Source organism: Streptococcus oralis subsp. oralis (genome assembly GCF_002096455.1).
Classification (GTDB): domain Bacteria; phylum Bacillota; class Bacilli; order Lactobacillales; family Streptococcaceae; genus Streptococcus; species Streptococcus oralis_CY.
Window position 1 is genome coordinate 66,381 of sequence record NZ_NCUL01000004.1, and the last position, 16,468, is coordinate 82,848.

15 protein-coding genes are annotated in these 16,468 nt (G+C 43.3%); all 15 read left to right on the plus strand.

The window, feature by feature from the left end:
• The first annotated feature begins 108 nt into the window (after positions 1-108).
• The 15 genes from nrdR (at position 109) to recG (ending at position 16,157) form a co-directional block, all read left to right on the plus strand.
• Positions 109-582 carry a transcriptional regulator NrdR gene (nrdR, locus tag B7720_RS01240; RefSeq protein ID WP_001203676.1) on the plus strand — a complete coding sequence of 158 codons (474 nt, stop codon included), beginning with the start codon at positions 109-111 and terminating at the stop codon, positions 580-582.
• Positions 583-1,746 (plus strand): DnaD domain protein, encoded by a 1,164-nt coding sequence (locus B7720_RS01245; RefSeq protein ID WP_084856136.1) that lies wholly within the window; start codon positions 583-585, stop codon positions 1,744-1,746.
• Positions 1,747-2,643 (plus strand): primosomal protein DnaI, encoded by an 897-nt coding sequence (gene dnaI / locus B7720_RS01250; RefSeq protein ID WP_038804971.1) that lies wholly within the window; start codon positions 1,747-1,749, stop codon positions 2,641-2,643.
• On the plus strand, positions 2,640-3,353 hold the full coding sequence (locus B7720_RS01255) for an NADPH-dependent oxidoreductase (RefSeq protein WP_084856138.1): 714 nt from the start codon (positions 2,640-2,642) through the stop codon (positions 3,351-3,353). Before dnaI ends, B7720_RS01255 begins: the two co-directional genes overlap by 4 nt.
• Before the next feature lie 13 nt (positions 3,354-3,366).
• Positions 3,367-4,677, plus strand: coding sequence for a ribosome biogenesis GTPase Der (gene der, locus B7720_RS01260; protein ID WP_001207688.1), 1,311 nt, complete (start codon positions 3,367-3,369; stop codon positions 4,675-4,677).
• Positions 4,678-4,905: 228 nt separating this feature from the next.
• Positions 4,906-5,757, plus strand: a complete 852-nt coding sequence (locus B7720_RS01265; protein ID WP_084856140.1) for a TPM domain-containing protein — start codon at positions 4,906-4,908, stop codon at positions 5,755-5,757.
• 160 nt (positions 5,758-5,917) lie between these two features.
• Positions 5,918-6,514: a LemA family protein gene (locus B7720_RS01270; protein ID WP_000812473.1), complete on the plus strand. Its 597-nt coding sequence runs from the start codon at positions 5,918-5,920 to the stop codon at positions 6,512-6,514.
• 132 nt (positions 6,515-6,646) lie between these two features.
• Positions 6,647-6,937, plus strand: coding sequence for a hypothetical protein (locus tag B7720_RS01275; protein ID WP_084856142.1), 291 nt, complete (start codon positions 6,647-6,649; stop codon positions 6,935-6,937).
• 143 nt (positions 6,938-7,080) lie between these two features.
• Positions 7,081-7,851, plus strand: a complete 771-nt coding sequence (locus B7720_RS01280) for a DNA alkylation repair protein (protein ID WP_084856146.1) — start codon at positions 7,081-7,083, stop codon at positions 7,849-7,851.
• 115 nt (positions 7,852-7,966) lie between these two features.
• Positions 7,967-10,480 carry a preprotein translocase subunit SecA gene (secA, locus tag B7720_RS01285; RefSeq protein ID WP_001284115.1) on the plus strand — a complete coding sequence of 838 codons (2,514 nt, stop codon included), beginning with the start codon at positions 7,967-7,969 and terminating at the stop codon, positions 10,478-10,480.
• Positions 10,481-10,559: 79 nt separating this feature from the next.
• Positions 10,560-11,591: a 3-deoxy-7-phosphoheptulonate synthase gene (locus B7720_RS01290; RefSeq protein ID WP_000231307.1), complete on the plus strand. Its 1,032-nt coding sequence runs from the start codon at positions 10,560-10,562 to the stop codon at positions 11,589-11,591.
• Between the two features lies 1 nt (position 11,592).
• Positions 11,593-12,624, plus strand: coding sequence for a 3-deoxy-7-phosphoheptulonate synthase (locus B7720_RS01295; protein ID WP_049478699.1), 1,032 nt, complete (start codon positions 11,593-11,595; stop codon positions 12,622-12,624).
• Positions 12,625-12,668: 44 nt separating this feature from the next.
• The gene (acpS, locus tag B7720_RS01300) at positions 12,669-13,031 is read left to right on the plus strand and encodes a holo-ACP synthase (protein WP_084856191.1); all 363 of its coding nucleotides are present in this window, start codon (positions 12,669-12,671) and stop codon (positions 13,029-13,031) included.
• Positions 13,021-14,124 carry an alanine racemase gene (gene alr / locus B7720_RS01305; protein WP_084856148.1) on the plus strand — a complete coding sequence of 368 codons (1,104 nt, stop codon included), beginning with the start codon at positions 13,021-13,023 and terminating at the stop codon, positions 14,122-14,124. The genes acpS and alr overlap by 11 nt, the downstream gene beginning before the upstream one ends.
• 17 nt (positions 14,125-14,141) lie before the next feature.
• Positions 14,142-16,157 (plus strand): ATP-dependent DNA helicase RecG, encoded by a 2,016-nt coding sequence (recG, locus tag B7720_RS01310; protein ID WP_084856151.1) that lies wholly within the window; start codon positions 14,142-14,144, stop codon positions 16,155-16,157.
• Positions 16,158-16,468 lie beyond the last annotated feature (311 nt).

Below are 16,468 nucleotides of genomic sequence, written 5' to 3' on the forward strand. Positions count from 1 at the left end.
ATCAAATAATACAATAAAACAAAAAACTTGTCAAGTAAAAATAAGAATTGTTTTGGGAATTGCTCAAAAAATGGTATAATGAAAAGAAAACGACAAGGAGGGAAATGCATGCGTTGTCCAAAATGTGGGGCTACTAAGTCTAGTGTTGTTGATAGTCGACAAGCCGAAGAAGGAAATACCATCCGTCGAAGACGTGAGTGCGACGAGTGTCAGCATCGTTTTACAACCTATGAACGAGTAGAAGAAAGAACGCTGGTTGTCGTCAAAAAAGACGGTACGCGAGAGCAGTTTTCGAGAGATAAAATCTTTAATGGGATTATCCGCTCAGCCCAGAAACGCCCTGTTTCGAGTGATGAAATCGGCATGGTGGTCAATCGCATCGAGCAAAAACTCCGTAGTCGCAGTGAGAATGAGATCCAAAGTGAATATATTGGTTCTTTAGTCATGGAAGAATTGGCGGAGCTGGATGAGATTACCTATGTTCGTTTTGCCAGTGTTTATCGTAGCTTTAAGGATGTGAGTGAGTTGGAGAGTCTGCTCCAGCAGATCACCCAGTCCTCAAAAAAGAAAAAGGAAAAATAGATGAAGCCAAATGACCGTTTTTCTTTTCTAAAGAATAATCGGGTGTCGCAAGATACCTCTTCTCTGGTGCAGTGCTACCTCCCGATTATCGGTCAGGAGGCGCTGAGCCTCTATCTATATGCCATTACCTTCTGGGATGGTGGACAAAAGGAACATCTCTTTTCCCATATCCTCAACCACTTAAACTTTGGCATGCCGACCTTGCTCCAATCCTTTAAAATTTTATCTGCTTTGGATTTGTTGACCCTTTATCAGAAGGGTGAGGTCTATGAATTGCAGCTTCATTCTCCCCTTTCCAGTCAGGATTTTTTAAGTCATTCTGTCTATAGTAGATTATTAGAGAAAAAGATTGGGGATACAGCTGTTTCTGCTATGAAGCAGGCTCCAAGTGAGGGAGAAGCTTTCTCTGTTCCTTTGAGCCAAGTCTTTCCAACCCTGACCGAAGAAGTGCCCCCAAGCGAGTCTAAAAGCAAGTTAAAAAATGATTTTGACTTGGAACATTTCCAGCGTCTGATGGCTCGAGATGGCTTGCGTTTTGAAGACGAGCAGGCAGATGTTTTGGAATTGTTTGCCATCGCAGACGAAAAAAAATGGACCTGGTTTGAAACCTATCAATTAGCCAAGGCGACAGCGGTGGCTCAGGTTATTTCAGTCAAACGCATGCGTGAAAAGATTGCGCAAAAGCAGGTTCCTTCTGACTTTAGCCCCAAAGAAATGACCATTATCAGGGAAGCCAAAAATAAAACTCCCCTACAATTTTTAGCGGAAATCAAGCAAACGCGTAAGGGGAACATCACCCAGAGTGAGCGAGAACTCCTTCATCAGATGGCGTCTTTAGGTTTGTTGGATGAAGTCATCAATATCATCTTGCTTCTAACCTTTAACAAGGTTGATTCGGCAAATGTCAATGAAAAATATGCCATGAAGGTCGCCAATGACTATGCTTATCAAAAAATTCGAACAGCAGAAGAAGCTGTGCTTCGGATTCGAGAGCGTCAGCAAAAAGGGCAAGAAGACCAGAAATCGAAAACTAGCTCGACTAAGACAAATGTTCCCAAGTGGAGTAATCCAGAATACAAGAATCAAACCAGCGAGGAAACTCGTCTGGAACTAGAACGTAAAAAACAAGAAATGTTAGCCCGATTAGAAGAAGGAGGAGACTAGATGGAAAGTGTTGGCGACGTTATCAAGCGTCAGACAAGTCGTTTTCAGTATCAGGACCTAGTCCAGCAGATTATGAAAGACCCAGATGTAGCGGCTTTTATCCAGAAAGAATCCCTCAGCCCAGAGGAGTTGAATCGTAGCATCTCCAAGTTCAACCAATATATCACAGAACGGGACAAGTTTCTTCGTGGGGATGCGGACTATATAGCGCGTGGCTACAAGCCTATCTTGGTCATGAATCACGGTTATGCGGATGTGTCTTATGAAGAAACACCAGAACTAATCGCGGCAGAAAAAGAGGCTGCAATTAAGAATCGTCTCAAGTTGATCAATCTACCAGCAAGTCTCAAGAAAGCGAAGTTGGCTCAGATTGACCTGGATGATCTAGGACGGTTACCGATTTTTGAGAGACTCTATTCCTTTGTTGACCTTTACCCAAGTATCCGAAAAGGCCTCTATCTTTACGGAGATTTTGGTGTTGGAAAGAGTTTCATGATGGCAGCCTTAGCTCATGACCTATCTGAAAAACGTGGGGCATCAACAACTATTCTCCATTATCCAAGTTTTGTCATTGATGTGAAAAATGCCATCGGTGAAGGATCTGTGAAGACCTTGGTGGATGAGATCAAATTAGCAGAAGTTCTGGTCTTGGATGATATTGGTGCAGAGCAGTCGACTCCTTGGGTGCGTGATGAGATTCTCCAAGTCATTCTTCAGTACCGCATGCAGGAAGATTTGCCAACCTTCTTTACTTCCAACTTTAATTTCCAAGATTTGGAAAAACATTTTGCCAAAGGAAAGAATGGAAATGATGAGACTTGGGAAGCTAGACGGGTTATGGAACGAATCCGTTATTTGGCTGAGGAGACAAGACTAGAAGGAGAAAATCGCCGATGACAGAAACCATTAAACTGATGAAAGCTCATACTTCAGTTCGTCGCTTTAAGGAGCAAGAGATTCCTCAGGCAGACTTGGAAGAGATTTTGACTGCTGGACAAATGGCGTCGTCTTGGAAAAATTTCCAATCCTACTCTGTGATTCTTGTGCGCAGTCAAGAGAAGAAAGATGCTCTTTATGAACTGGTTCCCCAGGAAGCCATTCGCCAGTCAGCAGCCTTTTTGCTCTTTGTTGGTGACTTGAATCGAGCTGAAAAGGGAGCAAGCCTTCATACGGACACTTTTCAACCTCAAGGAGTGGAAGGTCTCCTTATCACGTCTGTGGACGCTGCGCTTGCTGGTCAAAATACCTTGCTTGCAGCGGAGAGTCTGGGATATGGTGGTGTTATCATCGGTTTAGTCCGTTACAAGTCAGAAGAAGTGGCAGCGCTTTTTAACCTGCCTGACTATACCTACCCTGTTTTTGGGATTGCCCTTGGCGTGCCAGATCAACAACACGAGGTCAAACCAAGACTGCCTTTGAACCAAGTGGTATTTGAAGAAGAATACCAAGAACAGCCAGTAGCGGCGATTTTGGACTATGACAAAGTACAGGCAGACTATGCTGGTGCGCGTGCGTCGACCTCTTGGAGTCAACGTTTGGCAGAGCAGTTTGGTCAAGCCGAACCTCGTTCAACTCGGAAGAATCTAGAACAGAAAAAGTTATTGTAGAAAGTGAGAAAACATGGCCTTACCAACTATTGCCATTGTGGGACGTCCCAATGTTGGGAAATCAACCCTATTTAATCGAATCGCTGGTGAGCGGATCTCAATCGTAGAAGATGTCGAGGGTGTGACACGTGACCGTATCTATGCAACGGGTGAGTGGCTCAATCGTTCCTTTAGTATGATTGATACGGGAGGGATTGACGATGTCGATGCTCCCTTCATGGAACAAATCAAGCACCAGGCAGAAATCGCTATGGAAGAAGCGGATGTCATCGTCTTTGTAGTTTCTGGGAAAGAAGGAATTACGGATGCGGATGAGTACGTAGCCCGTAAACTCTATAAAACCCATAAACCTGTTATCCTTGCTGTAAATAAGGTTGACAATCCTGAGATGCGAAATGATATCTTTGATTTCTATGCACTAGGATTGGGCGAACCGTTGCCAATTTCGTCTGTCCACGGTATCGGTACGGGTGATGTGCTGGATGCCATTGTGGAGAATCTACCACACGAAGTCGAAGAAGAAAATCCAGACGTGATTAAATTTAGCTTGATTGGTCGTCCTAACGTTGGAAAATCAAGTTTGATCAACGCCATTTTGGGAGAAGACCGCGTGATTGCTAGTCCAGTAGCTGGAACAACGCGTGACGCCATTGATACCCATTTTACAGATACGGATGGACAAGAGTTCACCATGATTGATACAGCTGGTATGCGTAAGTCTGGTAAAGTCTATGAAAATACGGAGAAATATTCTGTCATGCGCGCTATGCGTGCTATTGACCGTTCTGACGTGGTCTTGATGGTCCTCAATGCTGAGGAAGGTATTCGTGAGTACGATAAGCGTATCGCAGGATTTGCCCACGAAGCGGGTAAAGGAATGATCATCGTGGTCAACAAGTGGGATACTCTTGAGAAAGACAACCACACCATGAAAAAATGGGAAGAGGATATTCGTGAGCAGTTCCAATATCTGCCATATGCGCCGATTGTCTTTGTATCCGCTCTTACCAAGCAACGTCTCCATAAACTGCCTGAGATGATCAAGCAAATCAGTGAAAGCCAAAACACCCGTATTCCTTCAGCAGTTTTGAACGATGTCATTATGGATGCCATTGCTATCAATCCAACACCGACAGACAAAGGGAAACGCCTCAAGATTTTCTACGCAACCCAAGTGGCAACCAAGCCACCAACCTTTGTCATCTTTGTCAATGAAGAAGAACTCATGCACTTCTCTTACTTGCGTTTCTTGGAAAATCAAATCCGCAAGGCCTTTGTCTTTGAGGGAACACCGATTCACTTGATTGCGAGAAAACGCAAGTAAACCTTGCTTGTTTTTCTACAAAAATAAACTAAAAGAAGACTTCATAGTCTTCTTTTTTCTATACTAAAAGGGGAGAAAAGAACCTATCAAATTGGAGGAGAATCTGTCATCAAATTTCAATCATTATCCTAGCTTTTGTAATCTATTTGTAATGAAAATGCACTTTCTTTGTAAAAATCAAAATGCTATAATTCCTTAAATCAATTTTCCTTTATCAGGGAGGTTATTATGAAAAAAAGCAGATTATTTAAACATAGTTTGTTGGTTCGCTTGCTTGGGTTGCTGATGGTCTTTCTCTTCTTGTCAGCATTCACAGCACCTGAAAAACCTGAGTACGGGATTTATGACCCGGATCATTATTTAACGGATGAGACTATAAGTCAGATTCGGGAATTGAATAATGTCAATAGTAAAAAATCAGAAAAATTCCAGATGGGTGTTTACGTTGTGAAAAGCCTGGATGGAGAAACAATCGAGACTGTAGCCAATGAAACAGCTAGAGCTTGGAAGATTGGCTACTCGGGAGACAATCACGGTGTCTTGATTGTGGTAGCAGTCCAAGATAGAAAATCACGGATTGAAACCAGTAATAATGTGGCCAGTAAAATCACAGACTATCAGACTCACAGGTTCTTGACAACGGCACGCCCTTACTTTAAAAATGGTGACTATAACAAGGGTGTTCTCTCAATAGTCAATAATCTCAACTACCTGTTTTATAGTGGATCGAGTACAAGTGCTTCAAGTTCTAGAAGTAGCTACGGCTATACTACCAACTCTAGTCGCTTAAGGGAACTTGAAAGGTATGCTGGTGAGAGCAGTTCTTCGAGACGGCATCGAAAAAGCAGTTCGAGTGACGGAGTTATCGGATTTGGAATTCTCATTTACTTCATCGTGATGATTATAGGATTTCTATTTGGTGGTCGTGGTGGCGGTTCACGTGGAGATGATTCTGGCGGTGGCTGGTGGGGCGGTGACTCATCAGACTCAGGTTCCTCTTGGTCTGATTCGGGCTCCGACTCATCTGGAGGCTGGGACGGCGGTGGCTTTGATGGCGGTGGTTCGTCTGATGACTGGTGAGTGATCATATATTGCACAAACCGATTTCTCCATGCAGTAAGGTGACTCCTTTGCAAGAGTTCACTCCTTAATTAAAAATAAAAACAAAGTTTGGGAAATTGATTTAAAATCTGAGTATTTTCTCAGAAAAGTTGATAAAAGAAAGTGTTAAGGTTTTGATATGAAACAAAATAAAGTAATTCTCTCAATAGTGGCGATTTTCTTTGGACTACTAGTTCTGGGAAGTTGTTCCGCAGTGACGACCTATAATGGTTTGGTTGGTGAACAGACTAAAGTGGAACAGGCTCAGGCCGATGTCTCTACAGCCCTCCAACGTCGTTCAGACTTGATTGGTAACTTGGTGGAGTCCGTTAAAGGACAAATGAATCATGAAACCGAAGTCTTTACCAAGATTGCTGATGCTAGAGCTAAAATCGGTAGTAGCTCAGTAACTTCGGAAGAAAACCAAAAGGCTCAGGGAGAATTGAGCTCTGCTCTTTCCCGCTTGATTTCCTTGACGGAAAATTATCCAGAACTCAAGAGCAATCAAAATGTTGAGCAACTAATGGTCGAACTTTCAGGAAGTGAAAATCGTATCTTTGTAGCACGCAAAGATTATAATAAAGTCGCAGCTGAGTACAATCAAAAGTTGAGAAGTTTTCCAACCGTGCTTTTTGCGAATATGATGAACTTTAAAGAAGCTGAAACCTTTAAAGAAACAGAAGAAGCTAAGACAGTGCCTAAGGTCGATTTTGGAACCTCTTCATCAAGTCAATAAAGTGAATCAGCCTATGAATAAAGTAATTTTTCTAGTATGACTAGTGATTTCAAATCCGAACCTGGAAAGCTTTTTCCAGGTTTTTTTGGTATAATAAAAGGGAAGAGACAGTGACTCAAATGGAGGTTTGCTATGGAGAAAACAAAAGCCTTTCTTGAAGCGCACTACAAGAGATATATTCTTACGATTTGCCTTCTCTGGTTCCTCATGTTTTTCCTTCCTTGGGATTGGCAAATAGGAGGAGTTTCAGTATATTATTTCGTTATGAAAAAACTCTTCGTGGTCTTTGGCGTTTTATCCATCCTATACTCCGTGCTGATTAAAAAAATCAGTCTTCTCATCTTTGGCATCATCCTTTGCTTGGCCTTCTGGATCAATCTCTTTTGGTATTTTGGGATATTGCCTGCATTCTTGGGAAATTAAACATTAACAAATGAAGGACTAGACTAGCTTCTAGTCCTTTTTTCTTCCTTGTTAAAATAGTTGGAGATATGAAAATAATTTTGTTGACGGGCTGTCTGTATGATATAATAAGTCCCGTAAACAGAAGATTAAGGAATTTAAAAATGGCGAAAAAAGTAAAGGATTATTATGACTTGGCTTATGCTAGGGATTTGAGTCGACGGTTGCAAGAAGCATCCGTTGCCTTTGATGGACAAAAGTTTAGGCTGTTGCTAGAAAAAGACTTGGAAAATTTGGAGTTTAGCCAGCGTCAAGAACTCTTGGCTAAAAGTATCAAAGATTGTCTTCCCCTATCTTATCAGGACTCTCTCAAGGTTTTTGAGAAAATTTTGGGTCCTGAGTTAGAGGGTGGTTTAGGTATGTTCTCAGAAGGATATTGGCTTTGGCCAATCGGAAAATATGTAGAGCTATTTGGGGACAAGGAATTTGAATTGAGCACGGCCTTTAGTAAGGAACTAACCAAGCGATTTACTGGAGAATTTTCTATGAGACCTTTGCTGGCTCGCTATCCTAAGGCTACAATGACTTTGCTATTAGAATGGAGTCGGGATGAAAATTTGCGTGTTCGTAGACTTGCCAGCGAATGCATGCGTATCCGTCTGCCTTGGGCTAAGAGACAAACCGTCGTATTGGATTATTTTGAGGATTTCACCACTATTCTGACCAATCTAAAAGATGATAGAGACAAGTCTATTCAAAAAAGTGTAGCCAATAATCTAAATGATTTGTACAAGGAAGCCCCCGATAAGTTTGAAAGGATTCTTCAAACTTGGCAGAAAGGGGAGCTAAGTCCAAGTTGTGCTTGGATTATCAAGCATGCATCTCGAACAAAAAACAAAAAAAGAGCCACAGAAGATTTATGCAAAAAAAGCTGAATTTCAGCTGGCCTTTTCCGTTGTAAATTAAGGATTCTTTCTTGAAAAATAATGGTAAATATGCTAAAATTAAAAGAACATTCTAAAATATTCAGAATAAAAAGTAAGGAAAATCATGGCTAATATTTTAAAAACGATTATTGAAAATGATAAAGGAGAACTTCGTCGTCTGGAAAAGATGGCTGATAAGGTTCTTAACTATGAGAGCCAAATGGCTGCAATGTCAGACGAAGAACTAAAAGCGAAAACTGACGAATTTAAAGAACGATACAACAAGGGTGAATCACTTGATTCATTGCTATATGAGGCTTTTGCAGTAGTTCGTGAAGCTGCAAAACGTGTCCTTGGGCTCTTCCCTTATAAGGTTCAGGTCATGGGTGGGATTGTTCTTCACCATGGTGACGTTCCAGAGATGCGTACGGGTGAAGGGAAGACCTTGACAGCGACTATGCCAGTGTACCTCAATGCCCTTGCAGGTAAAGGGGTTCACGTAGTTACAGTCAACGAATACCTAACAGAACGTGACGCGACTGAAATGGGTGAATTGTACTCATGGCTCGGTCTGTCAGTAGGGATTAACTTGGCAGCCAAATCTCCAATGGAGAAAAAAGAGGCTTACCTTTGTGATATTACCTACTCAACCAACTCAGAGATTGGTTTCGACTACCTTCGTGATAACATGGTCGTTCGTGCAGAAAACATGGTGCAACGTCCACTCAATTATGCTTTGGTCGATGAGGTTGACTCAATTTTGATCGACGAAGCTCGTACACCATTGATCGTTTCAGGCGCCAATGCAGTTGAAACAAGCCAACTCTACCATATGGCGGACCACTTCGTGAAATCTTTGGACAAGGACGACTATATCATTGACGTTCAGTCTAAGACGATCGGTTTGTCAGACTCTGGTATTGACAAGGCAGAAAGCTACTTCAAACTAGAAAATCTCTACGACATTGAAAATGTAGCTCTTACTCACTTTATTGACAATGCCCTTCGTGCCAACTATATCATGATTCTCGATATCGACTATGTGGTTAGTGAAGAGCAGGAAATCTTGATCGTTGACCAATTTACAGGTCGTACCATGGAAGGTCGTCGTTACTCTGATGGTTTGCACCAAGCGATTGAAGCAAAAGAAGGTGTGCCAATCCAAGATGAGACTAAGACTTCAGCTTCTATTACCTACCAAAACCTCTTCCGTATGTATAAGAAATTGGCAGGTATGACAGGTACTGGTAAAACAGAAGAAGAAGAATTCCGCGAAATTTACAACATTCGTGTTATCCCAATCCCAACTAACCGTCCAATTCAACGTATCGACCACTCAGACCTTCTCTATGCAAGTCTTGATGCGAAATTTAAGGCTGTAGTTGAAGATGTAAAAGCTCGTTACCAAAAAGGTCAGCCGGTCTTGGTAGGTACAGTTGCCGTTGAAACGAGTGATTTCCTTTCTAAGAAATTGGTAGCAGCAGGTGTTCCTCACGAAGTCTTGAATGCGAAGAACCACTACAGAGAAGCGCAAATTATCATGAACGCTGGTCAACGTGGCGCAGTTACCATCGCAACCAACATGGCCGGTCGTGGTACCGACATCAAGCTTGGTGAAGGGGTTCGTGAACTTGGAGGTCTTTGCGTAATTGGTACAGAGCGCCACGAAAGTCGCCGTATTGATAATCAGCTTCGTGGACGTTCAGGACGTCAAGGAGACCCAGGTGAGTCACAATTCTACTTGTCTCTTGAAGATGATTTGATGAAACGTTTTGGTTCAGAACGTTTGAAAGGTGTCTTTGAACGTCTCAACATGTCTGACGAAGCCATCGAATCTCGCATGTTAACGCGTCAAGTTGAAGCAGCTCAAAAACGTGTCGAAGGAAACAACTACGATACTCGTAAACAAGTCCTTCAATACGATGATGTTATGCGTGAACAACGTGAGATTATCTATGCACAACGTTATGATGTCATTACTGCAGATCGTGACTTGGCACCAGAAATCCATGCTATGATTCGTCGTACCATTGGACGTATCGTGGATGCACATGCTCGTTCTAAGGAAGATGAAAAATTGGAAGCAATCCTGAACTTCGCTAAGTATAACTTGCTTCCAGAAGATTCAATTAGCCGTTCAGACCTTGCAGGTCTGTCAGACCAAGCTATCAAAGATGAACTTTTCCAACGTGCCTTGAAAGTCTATGACAGCCAAGTTGCTAAGCTTCGTGACGAAGATGCAGTGAAAGAATTCCAAAAAGTCTTGATTCTACGTGTTGTAGACAACAAGTGGACAGACCATATCGATGCTCTTGACCAGTTGCGAAATGCTGTTGGTCTTCGTGGATATGCTCAAAACAACCCTGTTGTAGAATATCAAGCAGAAGGTTTCCGCATGTTTAACGACATGATTGGATCGATTGAATTCGATGTGACCCGCTTGATGATGAAAGCACAAATCCATGAGCAAGAACGTCCGCAAACTGAACACAATATCAGTACAACTGCGACTCGTAATATCGCAGCGCAGCAGGCAAGCCTTCCAGAAGATTTGGACTTGAGCCAAATCGGACGAAACGACCAATGCCCATGTGGATCAGGTAAGAAATTCAAGAACTGTCATGGTAAGAGACAATAATATGAGATAAGATACAGGCGGATACCTGGTAAAAATCATTTTTTGCTTGGTGTCCGTTTGCTTTATAAGGAGATGAATCATGGTATTTAAAGCTAAAAGTCCTAAAATTAACATTGAAGAAGTTCGCGCCTTGTCTAAATTAGAGGGAGCGGCTCTTGCGAGAAAAAATCAACGTGATCAGGAATTGGAAGCCATCATCCGTGGGGAAGACCAGCGTATTCTCTTGGTGATTGGACCATGTTCATCTGATAACGAAGAGGCGGTTCTTGAGTATGCCAAGCGTCTATCTGCTTTGCAAGAAGAGGTCAAAGACCGTATTTTTATGGTCATGCGTGTCTATACGGCTAAACCTCGCACCAATGGAGATGGCTATAAGGGCTTGATTCATCAACCAAATGCGACAGAAGCTCCTAGCTTGATCAATGGGATCAAGGCTGTTCGTCAGCTCCACTACCGCGTGATTACCGAGACGGGAATGACAACAGCGGATGAGATGCTTTATCCTGAAAATCTTCCGCTGGTGGATGATTTGATTTCTTATATGGCTGTTGGAGCTCGTTCTGTAGAGGATCAACAGCACCGTTTTGTAGCGAGTGGAGCAGACTTTTCAACAGGATTTAAAAATCCCACATCTGGAAATCTCAATGTCATGTTTAACGGGATTTATGCAGCACAAAATAAACAGAGTTTCCTCTTCCTCGGTAAAGAGGTGGAAACAACGGGGAATCCATTGTCCCACGCCATTCTTCGCGGTGCCTTGAATGAATACGGGAAAAATATTCCTAACTACTACTATGACAATTTGATGGATACCATTGATCAGTACGAAAAGATGGGCTTGGAAAATCCATTTATCATCATCGATACCAATCATGACAATTCAGGCAAGCAATACATGGATCAAATCCGTATCGTTCGTCAGACCTTGATTAACCGTGACTGGAATGAGAAGATCAAAAAATATGTTCGTGGTTTTATGATTGAGTCCTATCTGGAAGATGGACGTCAAAATGAGCCAGAAGTTTTTGGTAAGTCCATTACAGATCCGTGTCTAGGCTGGGACAACACAGAAGCACTTGTTCGCGAAATTTACCAAACGCTAGGAGAGTAAGATGGCATTTATCGAAAAAGGTCAAGAAATTGATATTGAAGCAATCAAGGCTGCGACCCAGTTGTCACCTGAAGCCTTGCGAAAGAAAGAAGCCCGCGATAGAGAGCTGGCAGCCATCATCTCAGGTGAGGACGACCGAATCCTTTTGGTGATGGGACCGTGTTCTTCAGACAATGAAGAAGCTGTGCTCGAATATGCTCGTCGTTTAGCAGACTTACAGAAAAAAGTTGCAGATAAAATCTTTATTGTGATGCGTGTCTATACGGCTAAACCTCGTACCAATGGAGATGGCTATAAGGGTTTGGTTCATCAGCCGGATACTTCTAAAGCTCCAAGCTTGATTAATGGCATACAAGCTGTTCGTCAGCTGCACTACCGTGTGATTACGGAGACGGGCTTGACGACAGCTGATGAGATGCTTTATCCGTCAAATCTCGTTTTGATCGATGATCTAGTCAGCTACCATGCTGTAGGGGCTCGTTCAGTAGAAGACCAGGAACACCGTTTTGTAGCGTCTGGGATTGATGCTCCAGTTGGGATGAAAAATCCAACATCTGGGAACCTTGGGGTCATGTTTAATGCCATCTATGCAGCTCAAAACAAGCAAACCTTCCTTTACCACGGTCAAGAAGTGGAAACTTCGGGAAATCCTTTGGCCCATGTTATCCTTCGTGGCGCCATGAACGAATATGGTAAAAATGAACCCAATTTCTACTATGAAACCCTCTTAAATGCCATCAATCGTTATGAGACCATGGGACTTGAAAATCCCTTCATTATCATCGATACCAATCATGACAATTCAGGCAAGCAGTATATGGAACAAATTCGCATTGTTCGCCAAGCCTTGCTGAATCGTGACTGGAATGAAAAGATTAAAAAGACGGTTCGAGGCTTTATGATCGAATCTTACCTAGCAGACGGTCGCCAAAATCAACCAGAGGTCTTTGGTTGTTCCATTACCGACCCTTGTCTAGGTTGGGAAAATACAGTAGCCTTGGTAGAAGAAATTTATACTACCTTAACAAAATAAGTGAAAAGGATGGAGTTGGGGGAATCTCAGCTCCTTTTATGAGTATGATAGTTGGACACGGAATTGACATCGAAGAATTGGCTTCGATAGAAAACGCAGTTACACGACGTGAGGGCTTTGCTAAGCGCGTGTTGACCCCTAAAGAAATGGAGCGTTTTACCAGTCTCAAAGGGCGCAGACAGATCGAATACTTGGCAGGTCGCTGGTCGGCTAAGGAGGCCTTTTCCAAGGCTATGGGGACAGGAATTGGTAAACTGACCTTTCAGGATTTGGAAGTTTTGAACAATGAACGAGGGGCTCCTTATTTTAGTCAGTCGCCATTTTCAGGAAAGATTTGGCTGTCAATCAGCCATACAGATCAGTTTGTGACAGCCAGTGTCATTTTGGAGGAAAATCATGAAAGCTAGTCCACATAGACCAACCAAGGCTCTGATATTTCTGGGAGCTATTCGACAAAATATTCAGCAAATGGGGGCTCATATCCCTGAAGGAACGCTCAAGTGGGCAGTGGTCAAGGCCAATGCCTATGGTCATGGGGCAGTAGCTGTTGCCACAGCTATTCAAAATGATGTTGATGGATTTTGTGTTTCCAATATTGATGAAGCCATCGAACTTCGTCAGGCTGGACTCAGCAAGAAAATCCTCATTCTAGGTGTATCTGAGTTAGAAGCTATTGGCCTAGCTAAAGAATACGACATCACTTTGACGGTGGCTGGACTGGAGTGGATTCGAGCGTTGGTTGCCACTGGGGCTGATTTATCTGGCTTATCGGTTCACCTCAAGATTGACTCAGGAATGGGACGGATTGGTTTCCGAGATTCCAGTGAGGCAGAGCAGGCTCAAGCCTTGCTCCAACAACACGGTGCTAGCGTTGAAGGAATTTTTACCCACTTTGCGACTGCAGATGAAGAATCAGATGCCTATTTTAATACCCAGTTAGAACGATTTAAATCTATTTTGGCAAGTATGAAGGACGTTCCAGAGCTGGTTCATGCCAGCAACTCGGCAACGACCCTCTGGCATGCAGAGACTATTTTCAATGCAGTCCGTATGGGAGACGCTATGTATGGTCTCAACCCAAGTGGAGAGGTTTTGAACTTACCCTATGATTTGACTCCAGCCTTGAGTTTGGAGTCTGCCTTGGTCCATGTCAAGACAGTTCCAGCTGGAACTTGCATGGGCTATGGAGCGACTTATCAGGCGGATAGCGAGCAAGTCATCGCGACGGTGCCAATCGGCTATGCGGATGGTTGGACACGTGATATGCAGAATTTCTCAGTCTTGGTAGATGGTCAAGCTTGCCCAATCGTTGGACGGGTTTCTATGGATCAAATCACCATTCGTTTGCCTAAGGTTTACCCGCTAGGAACAAAAGTAACCCTGATCGGCTCAAACGGGGACAAGGAAATCACAGCAACTCAGGTAGCGACCTATCGTGGAACTATTAACTATGAGGTGGTTTGCCTCCTCAGCGACCGCATTCCGAGAGAATATTATTAAAAAGAAAGGAGTGGAGCATGAATCTACATCAACCCTTGCATGTCTTGCCTGGTGTGGGACCAAAGTCAGCAGAGAAATACGCCAAACTAGGAATTGAAAACTTGCAAGACCTCTTGCTCTACTTTCCTTTCCGTTATGAAGATTTCAAAACCAAGCAGGTGCTGGAGCTGGAAGATGGCGAAAAGGCGGTTCTGTCTGGTCAAGTCGTTACTCCTGCTAGTGTCCAGTATTATGGTTTCAAGCGCAATCGTCTGCGCTTTAGCCTCAAGCAGGGAGAAGTCGTTTTTGCGGTGAATTTCTTTAACCAGCCCTATCTAGCTGATAAGATAGAGCTGGGAGCAACCCTGGCTGTCTTTGGGAAATGGGACCGTGCCAAGGCCAGTCTGACTGGGATGAAGGTCCTGGCTCAATTGGAAGATGACCTCCAACCGGTTTATCGTCTGGCTCAAGGAATTAGTCAGGCCAGTCTGGTCAAGGTCATCAAGACGGCTTTTGATCAGGGATTGGACCTCTTGATTGAGGAAAATCTTCCCCAGTCTTTACTTGATAAATACAAACTCATGTCCCGTTGCCAGGCTGTTCGCGCTATGCATTTTCCTAAGGATTTAGCAGAATACAAGCAGGCCCTTCGCCGGATCAAGTTTGAGGAACTCTTTTATTTCCAAATGCAGTTGCAGTCACTCAAGTCTGAAAATAGAGTTCAGGGAAGCGGTCTGGTTCTGAATTGGTCTCAGGAAAAAGTGACAGCTGTTAAAGAAAATCTGCCTTTTGCCCTGACCCAAGCTCAGGAAAAGAGTCTGCAGGAGATTTTGACCGACATGAAGTCCGACCACCACATGAATCGTCTTCTGCAAGGAGATGTAGGGAGCGGAAAGACGGTGGTTGCTGGCTTGGCTATGTTTGCGGCGGTGACGGCTGGATATCAGGCAGTTCTTATGGTGCCAACAGAAATCCTAGCAGAGCAACACTTTGAGAGTTTACAGAACCTTTTTCCAGACTTGAAACTGGCTCTCTTGACAGGATCCTTGAAAGCTGCAGAAAAAAGAGAAGTCTTGGAGACCATTGCCAAGGGTGAGGCTGATTTGATTATCGGAACCCATGCTTTGATACAAGATGGGGTTGATTATGCTCGTCTTGGCTTGATTATCATTGATGAGCAGCACCGTTTTGGTGTGGGGCAAAGGCGTATTTTACGGGAAAAAGGGGACAATCCTGACGTTCTCATGATGACAGCGACGCCCATTCCACGGACGCTAGCCATTACAGCCTTTGGCGATATGGATGTTTCCATTATCGACCAGATGCCAGCAGGGCGGAAGCCGATTGTGACGCGCTGGATTAAGCATGAGCAGCTGCTTCAGGTCTTGACTTGGTTAGAGGGGGAAATTCAAAAAGGTTCGCAAGCCTATGTCATCTCTCCCTTGATTGAAGAATCTGAAGCTCTGGATTTGAAAAATGCCATTGCCTTATCTGAGGAGTTGACAACTCATTTTGCCGGCAAGGCTGAAGTAGCTCTTCTACATGGTAAGATGAAGAGTGATGAAAAAGACCAGATCATGCAGGAATTCAAAGAGCAAAAAACGGATATTCTGGTTTCGACGACGGTTATTGAAGTTGGGGTCAATGTTCCCAATGCAACCGTCATGATTATCATGGATGCCGACCGCTTCGGTCTCAGTCAGCTTCACCAGCTCAGAGGTCGTGTTGGTCGGGGTGACAAGCAGTCCTATGCTGTTCTTGTGGCTAATCCTAAGACTGAGTCTGGGAAGGACCGCATGCGCATCATGACAGAAACGACCAATGGATTTGTCCTTGCGGAGGAAGATTTGAAAATGCGTGGTTCTGGTGAGATTTTCGGAACCAGACAGTCAGGACTTCCAGAGTTTCAAGTGGCGGATATTATCGAAGATTTTCCGATTTTAGAAGAAGCCAGAAAGGTTGCCAGCTACATTAGTTCGATAGAAGGCTGGCAAGAGGATCCAGAATGGCACATGATTGCTCTCAACCTAGAAAAGAGAGAACATCTGGATTAAGCCTTTTCTAAGAAATCTATAAGCTAGCTTTTAGGTTTGGGTCTTATACTAGAGTCATCAAAAAGAAACGAGGACTCTCACATGACTATTAAAGTAACCTACCAAAAGAAATTCCAAACCGTCAAACTAGAGAAAGGAGCTAGCACCTATTGATAAACAAAGAGCGGAAACGCTCTTTTTATTTTTAAAACTACTTTCAGACGATAGGTTTGAGGAAAGAGAATCTAAAATCACTTTCTATTTAGCATTCTTTCTTGCATTGCCTTCCTAGATATGCTAGAGTTATGATAGCGATTACAAAACTAAAGGAG

Excerpts from the sequence above, each read along its gene's own strand:
- B7720_RS01245 (WP_084856136.1), top strand. The coding sequence starts at position 583 with ATGAAGCCAAATGACCGTTTTTCTTTTCTAAAGAATAATCGGGTGTCG.
- B7720_RS01290 (WP_000231307.1), top strand. The coding sequence starts at position 10,560 with ATGGTATTTAAAGCTAAAAGTCCTAAAATTAACATTGAAGAAGTTCGC.
- acpS (WP_084856191.1), top strand. The coding sequence starts at position 12,669 with ATGATAGTTGGACACGGAATTGACATCGAAGAATTGGCTTCGATAGAA.
- nrdR (WP_001203676.1), top strand. The coding sequence starts at position 109 with ATGCGTTGTCCAAAATGTGGGGCTACTAAGTCTAGTGTTGTTGATAGT.
- B7720_RS01255 (WP_084856138.1), top strand. The coding sequence starts at position 2,640 with ATGACAGAAACCATTAAACTGATGAAAGCTCATACTTCAGTTCGTCGC.
- B7720_RS01265 (WP_084856140.1), top strand. The coding sequence starts at position 4,906 with ATGAAAAAAAGCAGATTATTTAAACATAGTTTGTTGGTTCGCTTGCTT.
- B7720_RS01295 (WP_049478699.1), top strand. The coding sequence starts at position 11,593 with ATGGCATTTATCGAAAAAGGTCAAGAAATTGATATTGAAGCAATCAAG.
- recG (WP_084856151.1), top strand. The coding sequence starts at position 14,142 with ATGAATCTACATCAACCCTTGCATGTCTTGCCTGGTGTGGGACCAAAG.
- alr (WP_084856148.1), top strand. The coding sequence starts at position 13,021 with ATGAAAGCTAGTCCACATAGACCAACCAAGGCTCTGATATTTCTGGGA.
- der (WP_001207688.1), top strand. The coding sequence starts at position 3,367 with ATGGCCTTACCAACTATTGCCATTGTGGGACGTCCCAATGTTGGGAAA.
- B7720_RS01270 (WP_000812473.1), top strand. The coding sequence starts at position 5,918 with ATGAAACAAAATAAAGTAATTCTCTCAATAGTGGCGATTTTCTTTGGA.
- secA (WP_001284115.1), top strand. The coding sequence starts at position 7,967 with ATGGCTAATATTTTAAAAACGATTATTGAAAATGATAAAGGAGAACTT.
- B7720_RS01280 (WP_084856146.1), top strand. The coding sequence starts at position 7,081 with ATGGCGAAAAAAGTAAAGGATTATTATGACTTGGCTTATGCTAGGGAT.
- dnaI (WP_038804971.1), top strand. The coding sequence starts at position 1,747 with ATGGAAAGTGTTGGCGACGTTATCAAGCGTCAGACAAGTCGTTTTCAG.
- B7720_RS01275 (WP_084856142.1), top strand. The coding sequence starts at position 6,647 with ATGGAGAAAACAAAAGCCTTTCTTGAAGCGCACTACAAGAGATATATT.